This is a genomic window from Streptomyces sp. NPDC045287 (assembly GCF_056432325.1).
Map to the genome: position 1 here is coordinate 226,825 of NZ_JBWKJG010000010.1, position 15,771 is coordinate 242,595.

The 15,771-nt window shown below is 72.8% G+C and carries 21 protein-coding genes; all 21 read right to left on the reverse strand.

Features of this window, described 5'->3' with window-relative positions:
* Positions 1–49 precede the first annotated feature (49 nt).
* Positions 50–874, reverse strand: a complete 825-nt coding sequence (locus AC07D6_RS18760) for an SPDY domain-containing protein (protein ID WP_479045628.1) — start codon at positions 872–874, stop codon at positions 50–52.
* Positions 871–1,047, reverse strand: a complete 177-nt coding sequence (locus AC07D6_RS18765; protein ID WP_479045630.1) for a hypothetical protein — start codon at positions 1,045–1,047, stop codon at positions 871–873. Before AC07D6_RS18765 ends, AC07D6_RS18760 begins: the two co-directional genes overlap by 4 nt.
* The gene (locus tag AC07D6_RS18770; RefSeq protein ID WP_479045632.1) at positions 1,044–1,820 is read right to left on the reverse strand and encodes an SPDY domain-containing protein; all 777 of its coding nucleotides are present in this window, start codon (positions 1,818–1,820) and stop codon (positions 1,044–1,046) included. The genes AC07D6_RS18765 and AC07D6_RS18770 overlap by 4 nt, the downstream gene beginning before the upstream one ends.
* Positions 1,817–2,203 carry a hypothetical protein gene (locus AC07D6_RS18775; protein ID WP_479045634.1) on the reverse strand — a complete coding sequence of 129 codons (387 nt, stop codon included), beginning with the start codon at positions 2,201–2,203 and terminating at the stop codon, positions 1,817–1,819. Before AC07D6_RS18775 ends, AC07D6_RS18770 begins: the two co-directional genes overlap by 4 nt.
* Before the next feature lie 40 nt (positions 2,204–2,243).
* Complete coding sequence (locus tag AC07D6_RS18780) at positions 2,244–2,489, reverse strand: hypothetical protein (RefSeq protein WP_479045636.1); 246 nt, start codon at positions 2,487–2,489, stop codon at positions 2,244–2,246.
* On the reverse strand, positions 2,486–3,256 hold the full coding sequence (locus tag AC07D6_RS18785; RefSeq protein ID WP_479045638.1) for a hypothetical protein: 771 nt from the start codon (positions 3,254–3,256) through the stop codon (positions 2,486–2,488). The genes AC07D6_RS18780 and AC07D6_RS18785 overlap by 4 nt, the downstream gene beginning before the upstream one ends.
* 25 nt (positions 3,257–3,281) lie before the next feature.
* Entirely contained in the window at positions 3,282–3,932 is a 651-nt protein-coding gene (locus tag AC07D6_RS18790; RefSeq protein ID WP_479045640.1) for a hypothetical protein, read from the reverse strand.
* Complete coding sequence (locus AC07D6_RS18795) at positions 3,929–4,822, reverse strand: relaxase/mobilization nuclease (RefSeq protein ID WP_479045642.1); 894 nt, start codon at positions 4,820–4,822, stop codon at positions 3,929–3,931. The genes AC07D6_RS18790 and AC07D6_RS18795 overlap by 4 nt, the downstream gene beginning before the upstream one ends.
* A 96-nt stretch (positions 4,823–4,918) precedes the next feature.
* Positions 4,919–5,338 carry a hypothetical protein gene (locus AC07D6_RS18800; protein WP_479045644.1) on the reverse strand — a complete coding sequence of 140 codons (420 nt, stop codon included), beginning with the start codon at positions 5,336–5,338 and terminating at the stop codon, positions 4,919–4,921.
* A 106-nt stretch (positions 5,339–5,444) separates the two neighbouring features.
* Entirely contained in the window at positions 5,445–5,942 is a 498-nt protein-coding gene (locus tag AC07D6_RS18805) for a hypothetical protein (RefSeq protein ID WP_479045647.1), read from the reverse strand.
* Between the two features lie 44 nt (positions 5,943–5,986).
* Positions 5,987–7,261, reverse strand: a complete 1,275-nt coding sequence (locus tag AC07D6_RS18810) for an MFS transporter (protein WP_479045649.1) — start codon at positions 7,259–7,261, stop codon at positions 5,987–5,989.
* Positions 7,262–7,494: 233 nt separating this feature from the next.
* Positions 7,495–8,259 (reverse strand): hypothetical protein, encoded by a 765-nt coding sequence (locus AC07D6_RS18815; RefSeq protein WP_479045651.1) that lies wholly within the window; start codon positions 8,257–8,259, stop codon positions 7,495–7,497.
* Positions 8,260–8,316: 57 nt separating this feature from the next.
* Positions 8,317–8,625, reverse strand: a complete 309-nt coding sequence (locus AC07D6_RS18820) for a hypothetical protein (protein ID WP_479045654.1) — start codon at positions 8,623–8,625, stop codon at positions 8,317–8,319.
* 2 nt (positions 8,626–8,627) lie between these two features.
* Positions 8,628–9,011, reverse strand: a complete 384-nt coding sequence (locus tag AC07D6_RS18825; protein ID WP_479045656.1) for a hypothetical protein — start codon at positions 9,009–9,011, stop codon at positions 8,628–8,630.
* A gap of 83 nt (positions 9,012–9,094) precedes the next feature.
* Positions 9,095–10,261, reverse strand: a complete 1,167-nt coding sequence (locus tag AC07D6_RS18830; protein WP_479045658.1) for a hypothetical protein — start codon at positions 10,259–10,261, stop codon at positions 9,095–9,097.
* A gap of 5 nt (positions 10,262–10,266) precedes the next feature.
* Positions 10,267–11,037 carry a glycosyltransferase family 2 protein gene (locus tag AC07D6_RS18835; RefSeq protein ID WP_479045660.1) on the reverse strand — a complete coding sequence of 257 codons (771 nt, stop codon included), beginning with the start codon at positions 11,035–11,037 and terminating at the stop codon, positions 10,267–10,269.
* Positions 11,038–11,048: 11 nt separating this feature from the next.
* Positions 11,049–11,447, reverse strand: a complete 399-nt coding sequence (locus AC07D6_RS18840) for a hypothetical protein (RefSeq protein ID WP_479045662.1) — start codon at positions 11,445–11,447, stop codon at positions 11,049–11,051.
* Between the two features lie 215 nt (positions 11,448–11,662).
* On the reverse strand, positions 11,663–13,186 hold the full coding sequence (locus AC07D6_RS18845) for an ATP-binding protein (protein ID WP_479045664.1): 1,524 nt from the start codon (positions 13,184–13,186) through the stop codon (positions 11,663–11,665).
* 16 nt (positions 13,187–13,202) lie between these two features.
* Positions 13,203–13,631, reverse strand: a complete 429-nt coding sequence (locus tag AC07D6_RS18850) for a DUF6238 family protein (RefSeq protein ID WP_479045667.1) — start codon at positions 13,629–13,631, stop codon at positions 13,203–13,205.
* Positions 13,632–13,658: 27 nt separating this feature from the next.
* The gene (locus AC07D6_RS18855) at positions 13,659–14,222 is read right to left on the reverse strand and encodes a hypothetical protein (protein ID WP_479045669.1); all 564 of its coding nucleotides are present in this window, start codon (positions 14,220–14,222) and stop codon (positions 13,659–13,661) included.
* Between the two features lie 25 nt (positions 14,223–14,247).
* Positions 14,248–15,708 (reverse strand): SCO6880 family protein, encoded by a 1,461-nt coding sequence (locus tag AC07D6_RS18860; protein WP_479045671.1) that lies wholly within the window; start codon positions 15,706–15,708, stop codon positions 14,248–14,250.
* Positions 15,709–15,771: the final 63 nt, after the last annotated feature.

The window sequence follows — 15,771 nt, forward strand, 5'->3', positions numbered from 1 at the left end:
GGGAATGGCGGGGTCCTTCAGATGCCGGTCGGTGGGGTCGTTCGCCGGGTCAGCGGCGGGAGGCGGCAGCCGGAGCAGACGCCGCGGGCGGTGTGGCCGGGGCGGGGTGAGCCGTTGTGAGCCGCGTGCGGCGCTGGGCGCGGGCCCGCTGCTGGGCGGCGTCGACGCGGTCGAAGTGGGCGTCGACCGCCTGCTCGGGACTCAGCAGGCTCGGGATCTGCCGGGCACCGTAGTGGGTGAGATCGTGCATCCTGCGCAGAACGGGCACAGTGGAGGTGAGCTGCTCGACGAGGCCGGCCATGAGGTGGTCGGGAACGGGACCGCTGATCCAGATGTGCCAGATGCGCGGGCCGCCGTACTCGGGCAGGGCCTCGATGCGCCAGGCGCACCGGTCCGGGTCCTCCTCGCTGACCGGCCGAAGTTCGGCGTACACAGGGTAGGGGCCGGGGGAGAGGGCCTCGCCGGTTTTGTCGGGGCGGCGCTCCACCGCCCAGCCCACCTGCGCCATGCGCTCCCACGGGCCGATGTCGCCGCGGCGCGGGCCTTCGACGAGGCGGTCGGTAACGCCGGCGATGATCTCGACCGGCACCATCCGGTCGAACGAGACGTCCCACGACCAGTCGGCCGAATGGAGCCGCCAGCAAGGGTCGTTGGAGAACGGGTCGAGCACCAGCTGGTGGGCGTGATCGGTACCGGTCAGGACGGTCCGGGGGTCTCCCGGCACGGAGGTGAGGCTCCAGCCGCCGGCGAGCAGGGCGTGGGTGACGTGGCGGGGGTCGCCGGGGCCGGCGAGGTGCCGGGGCGCGGTGGCGAACGGGATGCTCGTGTGATGGTCGTTGGCGTAGGAGGCCCGCTGGGCCGGGCTGACGGTCACGGCGCCGCCCCGGCAGTGACCTCCACTGGTGTCTCCGCTGCGAAGCCGATCTGCCACTGGCTGATGCCCCTGGCGGGAAGGAACCTCCAGGCGGTCTCTCGGGCGTCGGGATGGGCGAGCTCCAGGGACAGGTGGGTCTGCTGGTTGGGGGAGGAAGGGTCGAGGCGCTTCATCGGGTCCTTGCGTAACGGGACGCGGCCGGCGCGGTACGGCTGCGGGATGAGGTCCAGGTGCGGCCCCAGGCGGCGGCGCGGGCGGCGTTGATCCGGGCCTGCTGCCAGGCGGTGAGCTGGTCGGGGAGCACGGAGACGGAGGTGGTGCGGATGCGGTTGCTGAGCGGGACGTGTCCGCGCGGGCGCATCACCGGCTCCGGATCGGCCAAGGCCGTGGTCAGCGCCTGCATCAGGTGCAGCGGGGTGCTCGCCGTGGCCTGCGCGTTCCAGACGGGGCCGAACTCATTCCGGGCCCCGACCCACCAGTGCTGCTGGTCGTGTTCGCCGGTGACGTACTGCACGAACGCGTCCCGGTTCGGGCTGGTGGCGGTGTAGGGCTGGCCGGGCTCGGTGTTCCAGCGGTGTGCGGCGAGCGGAGCCCACACGTCCGGGGCGTGCGCGGAGCGCGGTTTGGTCAGGGCGTCGGTGAACCCGGCGACGATCTCCACGGGGGTCTGCGGAGTGAGGGTGACCTGCCAGGCCGGCTGATGTCCCTGAGCGGCTCCGCGGATCTGCCATCCGCCCGGTGGCCGGTAGGCGACGCGCACCAGCTGGTCGGGGGAGTCGAAGGCGAAGACGGCTCCGGTGCGGCGGGTGGTGTCCTTCCACCCGGAGGCGCGCAGGTACTCCGTGACGTGCCGCAGGTCTCCGCCGCCGGCGAGGTGGCGGGGTTCGATCTGGTAGTGCTGCTGGGCCTGGCCCCAGCCGGTCCACCGCTGCTGCCGCCTGCTCACCGGTGCCTCCCGCGTGCCACCAGCGCGGTGGCCTGCGGCGGTACCGCGGCGGATGCGGCTGTCGCACGCTGCGTTGCGATTTCTTCGAAGACCTCCTGGTGCTCGTCGAGGTCGAGGGCGAGGTCGTGCAGCGTGTTGGCGGTGCGGCCCAGCGCCAGCCACATCTCCGCGGGGAACACACCGCTCTGGGTGTGGTGCTTGGTGACGTAGGTGCCGGTGACGATCAGGGCCGACAACCTGCCGAGGACGCCGTCCTCGGCGTCCAGGACCTTCAGCAGGATCTGCGCGGCCTGCTGCGGGCCTGCCTGGGCCAAGTGCTCGGAGAGCTGGTCGAGCTGCTGGGTGATGCTGTGGGCGAGGGCGGCGGTGACGGGTGGGGGCATAGGTGGTCCAGGGAGGGCTGTGCCCTACCCACGACAGCGGTCAGCGGGTGTGGCGGTGGATGGGGGCGGCCTGGGCGCCGGCGTGGGACTGAAGCGGCGATACGGCGGGCCGGGGCCGGTCGGGGCCCGCAGCCTTGACGACGACATCGCGCAGGTAGCGGCGCAGCAGGAAGGCGGCGAGCCGGGGTCTGAGAGCGGCATCGAGCGGGGGAACGCGCGGGTGGCCGGCCGGAGTGCCGGCGAGGGGTTCTTGGGAGCGCGCGGGGTGGCGGGGGGTGTCGGTCACCGGGCGCGCGCGGTGCTTCGGGCACCGGGCGGCGGTGCCGGCACCGTGGTGTCGGCGGTCGGGCGGGTGGCGGCGCGCAGCACGGTGCCGATGCCGAGCCGGGCGAGGCGGGCGCCTGCGGCCTGGACCGCGTGGGCCTGGGTCTGGGTGTCGTCGCCGGAGAGGACGTACGCGTTCGACGATGTCTCCCATACGAACCCTTCGGCGATCAGGATCTCGGCGGCGGGGCGTGCGCCCGTGACGGCCGCGAGGGTGCCGTCGTCGCGCCAGGTCATCACCACCTGCTCCGGCTTCGCGCCGGGGGTGGGAACGGGCTGGGGAGGGTTCATCGCGTTGTGCCGGACCTGGGCGAGGGCGATGTCGTAGCGGGGCAGGAGGTCGGCGGCGACGGCGCGGGCGGCGCGCTCGGGGGCGCCGGGGACGGCGATCCCGTCGGGTTCGCGGACTCCGGCGAACGCCTCCGGGGCGATGCCGGCGGGTGCCATGGCGGCGACGAGGAACTCCTCGTCGTGCAGCGGGCGGACGGTGACGTACAGGCGGGTTCCGTCGTCGCGGGTGAGGTGGGCGTCCTCGCCCAGGGCGAACTCGGCGATGGCTTCGCTGACCAGGTTGAGGTCCCAGACGTCTTCGGCGTGCGCGAGCTGGGCCTGGTGGTTCTGGTGTGAGTGGTGGGTGACGGTCCAGGTGCCGGGGAGTTCCTCGGAGAGGATGGTGGCGAACGACTCCAGGTCGCGGCCGTCGTCGGGCAGGGCGCGGGGGGCGGGCATGGGTTCCTCGAAGAAGGGGCGGGGGTCATCGGATCCGTCCGGAGGCGGTAGGCGCTGGCGCGGCCGGTGGGGCGGGCACGGGGTTGGCCGGCCCCGACTGGGAGGGCTGGGCGCTGCGGTCGGCCAGTTCGGCGCGTGTGTGCAGCAGGTCGGCGGTGATGGTGCCGAGCCGGTGCGCGGCCAGGTAGCGCATGCGGGCCGCGGAATGGCGGTCCGCGGGGCCGCCGAGGCGGTCGTAGACGTCGGCGAGCGCGTGCAGCAGTTGGTCGAGGGAGGCGAGGATGCCGTCGTGGGCGGCGGTCACTTCTTCCAGCAGGTCGGACGCCTCGGCGGCGGAGGGCGCTTCGCGGACGCGTACGGCGAGGTTGGCGATGGACCGGCCTGTGGTCACGTACTGAAAACCCAGGAGCGGGGAGGCGAACTCCGCTTCGGCCGCCACGCCGTACCCGGCGCCCTGGAGCCGTTCGACGGCGAGGCGGGTCACATGCGGTTCTTCCTCGGGCTTGATCGTGGGCGACAGCCGGTGCCAGGTGGTGCCGTGCGCCTCGCGCAGGAAGAAGGTGCGTTCCAGGATGCCGTGGGCCGGACCGTCGCCGCCGCGGGCGATGATCTGCCCGGTGTCCTGGGCGCGGGTGATGGTCACGGTCCGCCCGGCGCTCGTGTCCGGCGTGCTCACCGCGTCACCGCTGCGGAGGAGGCGGGCGCCGTCACGGGCAGGGTTGCCCGCTCGGGCGCTGGCGGGAGGGGCGGGTTCAGGCGGGCGGCGATCTGCCCGAGGTGTTCTTGCACACCGTGGAGACGGCGGGCCGCCCAGAACAGGTCGCGTCCCGCAGCGGCGGTCTGGTGTCCGGGCAGGGCTGCCGCCTGCCTGCCGACCTGCTCGATCAGTTTCCGCACCGTTGCGATCGGCCCGGCCTGCTCGGCCGCGAGCTGGCTCAAGATCCCCGCGAGCGGGCTGGTCGCGGCCGGCACGAGCGGCGGTGCGGCGGCCGGTGCCGGGGCAGGCCCGGTGGGCTTGTTCTCCACCGAGGGGTGGCGTACGCGGAGGAGGAGGTCGGCCTCGATGCGCCGAGCTTCCGCGTCCAGGACCTGCGCGAGACGGTGAGGCGTGCTCGCCCAGACGCCGTCGAGGCGGATGAGGTTGGCGATCACGTCCATGCGGTCGGGCCTGCCCCGCACCGCGATCCAGCGGCACGCCTGCTCGTCGCCGGGCGGCGCGAGGCCCGCCATCCGCGCGATCCGGTGGCCGATCTCGGACCACTCGGCCGGTGAGAGTTCCCGGTCGAGCGGGTGCAGCCGAACGGTCAGGTGGAGGATCGCCCGCCGGTCGCTGTCCGGGCCGGAGACGAAGGGGTGCTCCAGCAGCGGGCCGGCGAGGTGCTCCGCCCACTCTGGCGTGGTCCAGATCCTGTGCTCGTCGGTGTAGTAGTCCAGCTGGTTCCAGTGGGCCACCACGTCGCCGCCCGGCTCGGTGGTCAGGCCCTCGTCCTTGCTGACCGGGCGGCCGAGCGCGTCGGCGAGGGCAGCGGCGACGTCGGCGCCGCGTCGGTGAACGTGAATGATCATGATCTCGCTCGGTGCCGGCGCGAAGAGCCGGACGAAGAAGGGGAGAAGGGAAGAGACGCTCGATGCCGCTGCCGGCGAGGCTGGGCCGGGCGGCGCTTATCGGCTCGCGCGGCCGGAATCGGCGACGTGGACGAGCTGGTTGAGCGTGGACAGGGAGTACCAGCGGCAGTCCACTGCCTCCTCGCCCCTTCCGACACGCGGTACCAGGTACTCCCGCAGGGCTCTTTGGTGCACCAGGCACTCCGGGCACCGCCTGGACAGGTGCACCATGTAGCGGGGGTGGGCGGTGACGTACGAGCGGTCCCCGCCGCGGGGGTCGAGCAGACGCCATCCGTCCTCGTCGGTCGGGGTGTGCCATGAGGGTGTGATGACCTTCATCGCGTCCCCCCACAGCTCCCCGCCCGCGGCGCCCTTGAGGACCACGATGTGCTCGCCGGGCCGGAAGTGGCCGTGGGTGATGTCCCGGCTGGGGGTGAGGATGTCGGGTGGCAGATAGACGGGACGGGTCTCGGGCACGGTGGTCCTTCCACGGAAGCGCTGGTCAGCGGGTGGAAGACAAAGGGTCCGGATAATCCCCGGTTTCGGAAACCGGGACTTCGCCGCTATATTGCGCCCCGCGTGCCTACCGGAACGGGTTCTCCGTGGGCCGATCCGCGTCCGAGGCCGCGTCCAGCAGTTCGGGCAGATCGGCGCCGGCCGCGTCGCGCTGGTCGACCCACCAACCCGCTCGGGCCAGCAGCCGGATCTGCTCCTCCAGCCGGGCCCAGTCGCCTTCGTCCCAGGTGCCCTCGGTGACCAGCTCGGTGTACGCGCGGGTCACCAGCTGGTGGCGGGTGCGCTCGCCCCAGCTCAGGATTTTCTCGGGCCCCTCCAGGGGCGGCATGTCGAACCGGGCTGCCCAGGCGGACGCAGCGGCCTGTTCCTCGGCGCGCTTGGCCGCCAGCCACTCCGCCGTGCTCGCGGCGTCGGCCTGCTGCTCGGAGCGCCAGCAGCCGGTGCACTGGCGGGCGGCGAGCCAGCGGACGTATCCGGCGCGCTGGTCTGCCGAACGGTTCGACAGGTCATGGGTGATGGTGTGTCCACAGCTGTGGGCAACCTCGAAGGACGTGGGCACGGCCATGAAGTTCTCCTTGCATCAGATGCATGATCGGGGGAGGGAGCGGGTCAGGCGGGTTGGGCGGCGCGGTGACGGTCCGAGGCGCGGAGGGAAACGCGGCGGTGCCGTCCGCGCCGTACGGAGGTGACGGGGACGCGGATCCTGCGGCGGGCCACCGAGAGCACGAAGGCGGTGAACATCGCGCCGGCGGCGGGGAGCGCGGCGCCGAGCCGGGGGTGGCGGGCGAAGGACCCGGCGAGGGCGGTACCGGCGGCCTGGCCGATGCTGATGGCGGCGATCAGCCAGGCGTACGCCTCGGTCACGGTGCCGGCCGGGGCCAGGTCGTCGACGGTGAGGAAGCTGGAGGTGACCAGCGCGGTCAGGAACAGGCCCGGGAGGACGGAGAGGGCGACGGCCGTGGCGGGGTGCGGGTTGGTGAGCAGGGGCAGCCAGCCCAGGGCGAAGGCGAGGGCTGCGGTGGTGAGTTGGACGGTGAGGTTGCCGGGCCAGGCCCGGCGCCCGTAGACGGCGCCGCCGACCAGGCTGCCGACCGACTGCGCGGCGGGAACGAGCCCGGACAGCAGGGAGGTGCCGGTGCGGTCGGTCAGCGCGACGGCCCACACGGTGTGGGCGCCGAGCGCGATGCCGGTTCCAGTCAGTGCGACGAACAGGGCGACCAGCCCCGAAGAGCGCAGCGGCCCGAGGAACCCCGACGGCTTCGCGGTGCTCGGCAGCCAGGCGCGGGAGGGAGCGGCGGTCAGGACGGTGACGGCTCCCAGGAGGCCGAGGAGAGCGGTTGCGGTCATCACGGTCGTCGGCCCGGTGAGCGTGGTGAGGGCGGCGACCAACGGGGGGCCGGCGATGAAGATCAGTCCCTGGCTGCCGGTGTCCAGGGCGAGTGCGGCTCGCTGCTGGGCGCGATCGGGCAGCACGCTTGGCCACAGCGCCCGCAGGTTCGCCTCCATGGGGGGCGTCGAGGCACCGGCGAGCACGACCGTGGCGGCGAACAGGACCGTGTGCTCGGCGGAGTCGAGGTGGGGCAGAGAAAGCAGCGCAAGGCTGGTGGTAGTGGCGGCTGCCCAGGTCACGGTGGTCTGGCCGTGCCGGTCCACCAGGCGTCCGAGGGCCGGCTGGCCGAGAGCGGAGGCGAGCCCGTAGGCGGCGCACAGGATTCCGGCGGTGGAAAGAGACCCCCCGCCGTCCGCGACCAGGAGCAGCAGGGCGACCGGAACCATGCCGGTGGGCAGCCGCCCGATCATGGTGCCCGCCAAGAGCCGGGCGACGTGGGGCCGGCGTAGTACCGGTCCCGCACCCGGAAGGCCGACCGCGGTGGTGCTCGTCACGGTCGTCGTCCCGGGCGCGGGTCGGCGGGACCGACCGGCGGCTGGGGCGGCAGCCCGGCTTGCGCGTGGTGCCCGGGGACAGGCTCGGCCTGGTGGCGATCGAGCGAGCGGGCCATCTCGGCCACGCGCACGCCGTACTCCAGCCACTGCTCCAGCAGTTCGGCGGCGGGCCGGTCGTCCGAGGGCGGATCGGCGGAGAGGATCTCCCCGGCCCGGTCCAGGACGGCGGCCGACTACGCGGACAGGGGCCAGGTTCCAGCGCCGCGCAGATGCCGGATCAGGTAGGGAACGTGCCACCGAAGTGCCGTCGCCAGCGGCAGGAGATCGGGCCGGTCCGCACTGCCACGCGCCTCCCGCACCTGGGTCAAGGTCTTCTCCAGCATCCGTACGTGGCCCTGGGCCAGGGCACGGTCGTAGGAGGGCAGCAGGGTCTGGGTGGTCTTCGCCAGAGCCTCCGGCACGGCGGGGGCGACGATGCTGGCCGGCGGCCGGATATCCAGGGAGAGGAAGTCGAGGGCCGGAGCGAGGACGCCGACGAGGATCTTGTCGTCCCAAGGCCGTCCGGCCACCACCAGCTCCCGGCCGTCCTCGTGGGTGAGGAACGCCACGGCCGGTATGTGATCCTTGTATGTCGAATTCAGGGCATATCCCATGGAGGATTCGGGGTGGCACCACGTCCAGTGCAGGCGGCGCCGGACATCGGAGTCGGGCAGCCGGGGGTTGCCGACCTCCATCTCCCACGTCCCGGCGAGCGCTCGGGCGATGAGGCGTGCGGTGTCGGCGATGAAGGGCCGCTGCGTGGTGTCCACGGTGATCCCGAAGCGCCGGGCGTTGTCGTACAGGGTCTCGATCGCCTTCTGCGCCGCTGTCGGGTCGGTCAGCGGGAGGACGTGGACGCCTTCGTAGGTCTCCTCGAACGTGGCGAGGTCGAGTACGGTGCGGGCCCAGTCGGCGCCGGGGCCGTGGGGGAGGGCGACGAGCCCGTCCTCGGGGCTCACGTACAGGGTGATCTGGGCGATGGAGGAAGTCAGCGGTGTTCTCCGGGCGAGTGTGGTTCAGCGGCGTCGGGGGGCTGCGGCAGGGGAAGGCGGTAGGCGGGGCCGTCCCTTCGCGGCTGGGCGCAGGCTCTCGGCGAGGGTGACGGGGTAGCGGGCGGCGGTGAGCATCGCCGCGGCCCACTGGGCGCGGTCGTTCTCCCAGGCTTCACCCCGGTCGAACGGGAGCCGTACCCAGACGCCGCGCAAGGTCGGCTCGATCAGGAAGTCCGCGCGCTTGAGCAGGGCGAGGGCAAGTTCGTCCAGAGGACCTTCGACCTCGACTTCGCCACCGGGACCGCGGGTGATGTGGAAGGGGGAGCCGGCCATGATCACCGTGTCCGTGCTGCGGCAGGGGAACGGGTGCCGAGGGCGGGCCCGGGAGGTGAGGCGACCTGGGGGTTCGTGCCCGTGCGGTGCTGCGGGGACCGGGAGGCGGCTGCCTGTGCGACGCGGGCTCGGCGCTCGGTCAGGTCGTCGCGCTGGCCCGGGTGTGGAGGCACGTCGGACACTGCCGGGTCGAGGGAGACCTCCGCGTGCACGGTGAAGCCGTGACGCCGCAGGTCATGCACGGTTTGCCGGGCGCGGCGCCACAGGTCCTGGTCGGGGCGGGTGAGGCGGTACAGGTCCGGTCGGCCGGGCACGGGCTCGAACTGTTCGCGCTCCAGGTACCAGGCGGCGAGGTGCGGAGTGATGGCCGCGGTGGTGTGGGCCACCGCTCCGTGCTCGGGGTGAAGGCGGAAGCGGAAGTGCGGTTGCAGGGGTGCGTCCTCATGGTCGAACGGACGGTTCGGGAAGGTCACCTGCCGTGGGGCGCTCGGGGCGCCGGAGCAGGCAGTGCCCCGGCCGACGGGGGGAGCGCGGGTCGCAGGCCGGTGCCGGGACCGGACTGCCGGGCGGACCGGGCCTGTCTCAGCAGGGCCGGGGCGTCGGCCCGCCACCGCCGGATCTCCTCGGCCGAGACCGACGACAGCCACGCAGAAGGTCTCGGCCGGCGCGCCGGCCAGGAGCAAGCGGTCTCGGACGGGCGGAGCAGCTCGTAAAGCCGCTCCCGGACGGCGGCGTCCTCGGTGCCGGCGGTCGGCCGGATGCGGTCGAGGAGTTGTGCGGCATGGGGGCGCAGGCGGCGGAACTCCGCAGCGCTCTGCTCGAGGTACTGGTCCGCCGTGTGGGCCAACGTGGCACGGTCCAGCGGTGTGCCGTCGCTGTAGCGCCCGGACTGTTCGATCGCCGTCCAGGCCGCGTGGAGTTCTTCGAGCCGCGAGTGCCCGGTCTCAACAGCGTCCAGCAGCCGTTCGTGCACCGCCTGCTCGTACGAGGGCAGGAACGTGTCGGCTACCAGAGCGGCGGCACGTACGGGATCGGACGGCAACACCGCCGCGGTGGGCGCGTAGGGATTGTCGTAGTTGTCGTCGAAGGTGCTGCTCGCGAAAGCGCCGAGCAGGTACTCGTGGGTGCTGCCCGGACGTTCGACCAGCAGCAGTTCCCTGCCCGTGCCGTCGGTGAGGCCGACGGTGTAGGGGATGCGGCTGTTCTCCACCGCCTCGATCAGTTCGCCGGCGTCCCACAGCAGGGGCACGAGGTCTTCCTGCCACACCGGGTGGGAACAGATCTCGACCTTCACCGTCCACGAGCCGGGCAGTCGGCGGGCCAGGGCGGTGGCGTAGTCACCGAGGTACGGGCGGATGCTGGCGAACAGGGCTACCCTGTGCCGGGCCGCGGTGCGGGCGAGAACGGGCAGCACCTGCTGTGCCGCGTCCAGATCACGCAGGACGTAGATGCCGGGTCCGAGCTGCACGAACCCGTCGGTGACGCGCAAAGCGGTATCGGCCCACCGGTACTGCTCCCCCACGGGGAAGGCGACCAGGCCGAAGGACACGCTGAGGGTGAGGATGATCTGGGCGGACGGACTGGCCCGCCCCGGCCGGCCGGCGGCGCGCGGGTACTCCCGTGTCCGGTCGCTCACGCGCCTCACGCGGCCCGGGCAGCGGCGAAGGCGTTGCGCAGCCCGTGGCCGAAGGCATGGGCGTGACGCCGGGCGGCGAGCTCCAGCTCGTCGTACCGCTCACCCTGTGTCATCTGCCCCTTGTGCTTTCGGTACTTGTACACGGGCAGGGGAAGCAGGACACCGGGGGCCAAGGCGGTGACGCCGACAGCCGCGCAGTAGTCCTCTCCTTGGACCAGACCCCCCATGCCGCCGGCCGCGCGCACCAGACGGGTGCGGGCCAGGATCGTCGTCGGCCCGATCGGGATGGTGTCCTGCGGCAGGGGCCAGTAGGTGACCACGTCACCGGCAGCGTGGAAGCCAGGCGGAACCGGGCACTCCCACAGGCGGGTGGAACCGTCGGGCAGCCAGTCCTCGCTGTACCCTGCGACCCACCCGAGGTGGTCGGTGAACGACTCAAGTCGCACGCCCAGGCTCCAGTCGTGAAAGCTGTCGTCGTCATCGGCCCAGTTCACGAACTCGGTCCGCACCTCGTTCAGGCCGAGGTTGCGGGCGCAGGCGGTGCCGACCGGCCGGGGCAGAGCCAGGACGCGCACGCGCGGATCGGTGGCGAGCGGCGCGGGCAGCAGGCTCGGGTCGGTGCCGTCGAGGACGAGCACCGCTTCCCACGGCACGGTCTGCCGGGTGAGGCTGGCGTGCATTTCCTGCAGGTAGCCGAGGCGTTCGGGACGCAGCTGGGTGGTGATGACGACGGTGATCTGCGGAGCGGACAGAGCGTCTCCTGTGGTGCGGGCCATGGGCGGGTTTTTCAGCGGGTGGTGCGGGGCCGGGCCGACGCTGGTGCCGGGCGGCCGGCTGGTTTGGCCGTCTTCAGCGGGGCGCGGGGGGCCTGGACGGGGGCGGGCCGGTCCGGGACCCACTGAGCCGGGCTGTCGCTGATGCGTGCGAGGGGGTCGGTGTCCCAGCTCACCAGGGGGCCGCGGTCGTACCGGGTCAGGGAGATGACCTCGATTCCCTGGTCGTGCAGGACGTATCCCCACTCCAGGCCCTCGGTGTTGTTCTCCGTGATGGCGATCGGGTGCGCGGGGGCGTCGCCGATGGTGATGACGTTGTCGAAGTACTCGCTCTGGTAGCGGTTCCCGGCGGGGGCGAGGTGGTCCAGCACGTGGTCGGGGGCCCCGTCGAGGAGGTCCAGACCGAGATTCACCCAGTCGTGCGGTGCGTCGACCAGATGTCGGCGCAGGGCGTCGAGGTCGCCGGTGAAGCGGTAGCGCAGGGCTCCGAGCAGGAGGGGGAGCTGGTGGTCGGGATAGCCGTCGAAGTGGCAGTAGATCCCGTGGTACCGGGATCCGGTGAGGGCGTCAGTGGGGCGGGCGATGAAGCTGCGGGTGCCGATGGTGGGAGGCTCCTTGGTGGGTGGGTTCAGCGGGGGAGGCCCGGCGGGGCGGATACGTCGCGGGTGGTGTGCATGCGGGCGTCGGTGTCGAACAGTTGCAGCTCAGCGGGGTGCAGCTGGTGCTGGACCACGAAACTTCGGCCTGCGACCTTCCACAGACCGCGCCCCCTGGTCAGATGGGTCAGGGCCGCGCTTTCGACGCTGGTCAACCCCAGGAGCCCGGCGGCGGCGTGCAGTTGGTCGGTCTCCTGCCGGTAGATCACGCGCGTGCTGCAGTCGGCGAGCAGGCCCTCGGCCAGGGCGCGGCCCTGGGATCCGGCGTCGCCGGCGGTGAGAAGGTCGGACAGCCGGTGGATGACCATGAGGTTGGCGATGCCCAGGCCGCGGGAGAGCTTCCACTGGGCCTGCATGCGCGTCAACAGCGCCGGATGCCTCATCAGCCTCCATGCCTCGTCGTAGATCACCCAGCGTCGCCCGCCGTAGGGGTCGGTGAGCGCGGCTTCCATCCAGGCCGACGCGCACGTCATCGCCAGGACCAAGGCGGTGTCGTCGGTGCCGCCCAGACGGGAGAGGTCGATGGACAGCATCGGGCTGTACGGATTGAAGGCCGTGGTGGAAGGGGCGTCGAACATCCCCGCGAGGTCGCCGAAGACCAGCCTCCGCATGGCGTGGGCAAGGTCGCGGGCGGCGTCCCCGAGACGTCCGGCCAGCAGGCCGCCCGCGAGTTCGAGGCCGGGGCCGTCGGCCAGGGCGTGGGCGACGTCGCCGAGCAGGGGAGGCCGGGAGGAGGCTGCCGCGAGGGTGACCGCGGCGTCGAGCGCCATGTCCAGCACGGTGTGCTCCATGGGCAGCAGCTCCCGGCCCAGTACCGTGCGGGCCAGCGAGCCGAGCAGCAGCAGCCTGCGCTTGCGGACCTCGCCCTCCCACTCCGTCTCCGGCACCGATGTCGGCCGGGGCGCGTCCAGAGGGTTCAGCCTGCCGGGGAGGCCGGGGCCGAGGGTGATGGCCGCGCCGCCCAGGGCCTGCGCAACGGGTGTCCACTCGCCCTTCGGGTCGCACGGGACGTACACCCGGTACCCGAACGCGACGCTGCGCAGTGCCAGGCTCTTGGCGAGCGCGCTCTTGCCCTGGCCGATCACACCGGCGAGCAGCACATTGGGGTTGGTGAAGCCGTCGACCTTGCCGTACAGGGCGAACGGGTCGAAGGTGAAGGATCCCTCGGCGTGGAGGTCTCGGCCGATGTAGATGCCGTCCGCTCCGAGTCCGCCTTCGGCAAGGAACGGGTATGCCGCCGACGCGACGGCCGTGGTCATGCGGTGGGCCGGGAGCTTGAGGCGGCTGCCCCGGGCGGAGGCGGGACCTGGGCGTCCGGCGGGAGGGTAGACGGCGTCGGGGAAGGCGGTCTGGACCGGTTGCTGTTCGGTGGTGCCGGCGACGTCGCGGGCCCGGGCCTTGGCACGGGCGGTCTGCTCGCGCAGGGCGCGGCGCTGGGAACGGTCGATGCCGTGGGGAGTGAACAGGGGGGACGCGCTGGCGCGGCGGTGGGACACGGGTCGCTTCCGAGGGTCAGGACGCGAGGTCGGCGGGGGTGGTCTTGCGCCGGACGGCGTGGACGGCGGCCAGGTGGCGCTGGCAGATGGTCAGGACCGGTGGCCCTTCGGGCAGCCGTTCCGGGTGGCACTGCGGTCCGTCCGCATGGTCCGGGGGCGAGAGGGAGGGCAGGAGGTGGAAGGCGCAGTGGATCTCGGTGGCTGCCTGCCACAGCCGGGTGTGCGCGGTGGCGAGGTGGCGGCCGGCGGCGGGGTACGGGGGGCGGGTCGCCTCGGCCAGCTGGTTCAGGAACTGGTGGGCGGCGGTGAGGTGGGCGTGCAGGGTGTCGAGGTAGGGGCGGTCGGCGGGCTGGAGGGTGCGACGGCTGTGGTGGCGCAGACCGGCGGTGGCGGCGCGCAGGTAGGGGCGGGCGGAGCCGTCGCTGGTATCGGGCGAGATGTTCACGGGGTCCTTGCTGCCGCGGGCGGTGGTTCAGCGGCGCGGGGGGCGCGGGCTCGGCGGCGCGGGGGCCGGCAGCGCGCTGGGTGGAGCGGTGCGGGGGGCGTGGGGGCTTTGCTGACGCAGGTCGATGTAGTCACCGAAGGTGGGCAGGCCGGGATGGCTCTGGTCGGCCAGGTACTCGATGTCGGGGGTGCCGTCCGGGTCGTCGAGGGAGACCTGGTCGCGGCGCCACTGCTGGAAGCCGGGGAGGCGGTCGATGACCTGGCGGGCCTCGTGGAGGTCGGTGGCGCGGACGACGAAGGAGAACGGGGCATGACCGTCATAGCGCTCGTTTCCGGCGAAGACGAGAGTGAACGGAGCGGGCGACGGGCCGGTGAGGCGGGCGAGGTGCTCGATGACGGTGTCGAGCCGGTCGCTGGCCTCGATGGCCGCGGTGATGCGGGCGTCGTCGTACTCGGCGTACCGGTCGTCGGGTACCTCGCCGTCCTCGGTGCGGTACTGGTCCAAGGTGGCCTGGTGCCTGGCGGCCAGGGCCCGGCAGGACGCGAGCAGGGCTCGTAGGTCGGTGATGAGCTGGTCGGGGTCGACGGGCATGGGCCTCCGCGGTGAAGAGAGGTGGCTACAGGGTGTTGCGGGCGAGGGGGAGCGCGCTGGTGGTGAAGGCATCCGTTTGCTGGAACAGCAGGCGTCGCAGGTCCACTTGGGCTCCGGCAGCGGCGGTTTCGATCTGGGCGCAGGCCGCGTCCAGGGCCTGGTCGGTGTCGGCAGAGACGGTCAGCAGGCCGGTCAAGGCAACGTCCGCGTGCCCGGAGATCAGTTGCTTCTCGCGGGTCTTGACATCCGCATACTCGACGTTGTCGGCCTCGGACTCGACCTGGCCGCGGCGCCGGCGCTCGGAGGCGTCCGCGATGATCGCGGCCTTCTTGCGCTGGACGTCGCGCAGGGCGGAGTCGATGTCCTGGGGTGCGTATACAAGGGAGAAGGTGCGGCGCACCCCGGTGCTGAACATGATGCTGTGCAGGAAGCCCGCGTTCGTCGTCGTGCGGGGCCAGTTCTCGATCCAGTACGTGGCGTGCCGGGCGGAGTCGGTGATTACCCGGTCGGTCTCCTCGACCTGGGCGACGGGGCCGGCGGCGGCGGGGTCGGCCTCGGCGCGGCCGGTGGAGGACCACTGCTGCAGGCGGGCGGTGGAGGCCGGGTCGTAGGCGGTGCGCAGTACGGCGGCGATCTCGCGGGCGCCGAGCCACCCGGTGACGGTGAGGCCGGCGCTGCGGGCGGCCTGGGCGATGGCGGCGGTGGTCTGCTCCATGACGGTGAAGGCTCCGGTCAGGCCCCCGCCAGCCTGGCTGATCAGCCGTTTGGCGGCCTTCAGGTCCAGGGCGATGGCCAGGTACGCCTCGTGCGGGGCGGCGGCCGGGCCTGCGGAGTCGACGAGCGCGGAGTAGATCTGCCCGGCGACGGGAGCCTCGGGGTTGCCGTGCTCGGCCCAGTGGCGGGCGAGGCTGTCGCCGGAGTCCGGCACCGTGCGCTCCAGGACCTGGACGGTGGCGACGTGCCCGGGACGGGCGATGCCGGCGAGGGCCCGTCCCCACGCGGAGACGTTGGAGTTCTGGGTGGCCGGGTCGAGTAGTGCGAAGGCGCGGGAGGTGACGCGGGCGACGGCGGTCAGGGTCTGGCGGTGGGGGTCGTGGACGGCGGCGGCCCCGGAGTCGGCGGTGGCCACGCGAAGTGACGCGGTGGTGCCGGGCAGGTGCAGCAGCCCTTCTGCCTGGGGGCGGGAGACGGGCCGGGCCCGCCATACCGTCTGCCCCGTGCGGCGCCGGTGGGCGTATCGCAGCACGAGCGGTGCCCAGTCGATCAGGGACCGGCCCTCGCGCCGCACCCCGACCAGGACCGCGGTGGTGATCCACAACGGGGCCAGGATGATGGCGCCTGCGAGACCGGCGGTCACGACGGTGACGAGCAGCAGTGCCAGCGTGGAGGAGACGAGAACGAACTGGGGGAGGGTCAGGCCCAGGAGGATGCCGCGCCGTGACCGGGTGGGGAACTTGACGGTGAGGGGGAGGACTTCGGAGGACAAGGAGCGCTTCCGGGTCGGGTCGGGGCAGGACGCGCGGGGCGGCGAATCCTGCCCCGAGCGGGC

Coding starts and splice junctions, on each gene's coding strand:
- AC07D6_RS18785 (WP_479045638.1), bottom strand. CDS start 3,256: ATGCCCGCCCCCCGCGCCCTGCCCGACGACGGCCGCGACCTGGAGTCG.
- AC07D6_RS18805 (WP_479045647.1), bottom strand. CDS start 5,942: ATGGCCGTGCCCACGTCCTTCGAGGTTGCCCACAGCTGTGGACACACC.
- AC07D6_RS18855 (WP_479045669.1), bottom strand. CDS start 14,222: ATGCCCGTCGACCCCGACCAGCTCATCACCGACCTACGAGCCCTGCTC.
- AC07D6_RS18835 (WP_479045660.1), bottom strand. CDS start 11,037: ATGGCCCGCACCACAGGAGACGCTCTGTCCGCTCCGCAGATCACCGTC.
- AC07D6_RS18795 (WP_479045642.1), bottom strand. CDS start 4,822: ATGATCATTCACGTTCACCGACGCGGCGCCGACGTCGCCGCTGCCCTC.
- AC07D6_RS18765 (WP_479045630.1), bottom strand. CDS start 1,047: ATGAAGCGCCTCGACCCTTCCTCCCCCAACCAGCAGACCCACCTGTCC.
- AC07D6_RS18820 (WP_479045654.1), bottom strand. CDS start 8,625: ATGGCCGGCTCCCCCTTCCACATCACCCGCGGTCCCGGTGGCGAAGTC.
- AC07D6_RS18775 (WP_479045634.1), bottom strand. CDS start 2,203: ATGCCCCCACCCGTCACCGCCGCCCTCGCCCACAGCATCACCCAGCAG.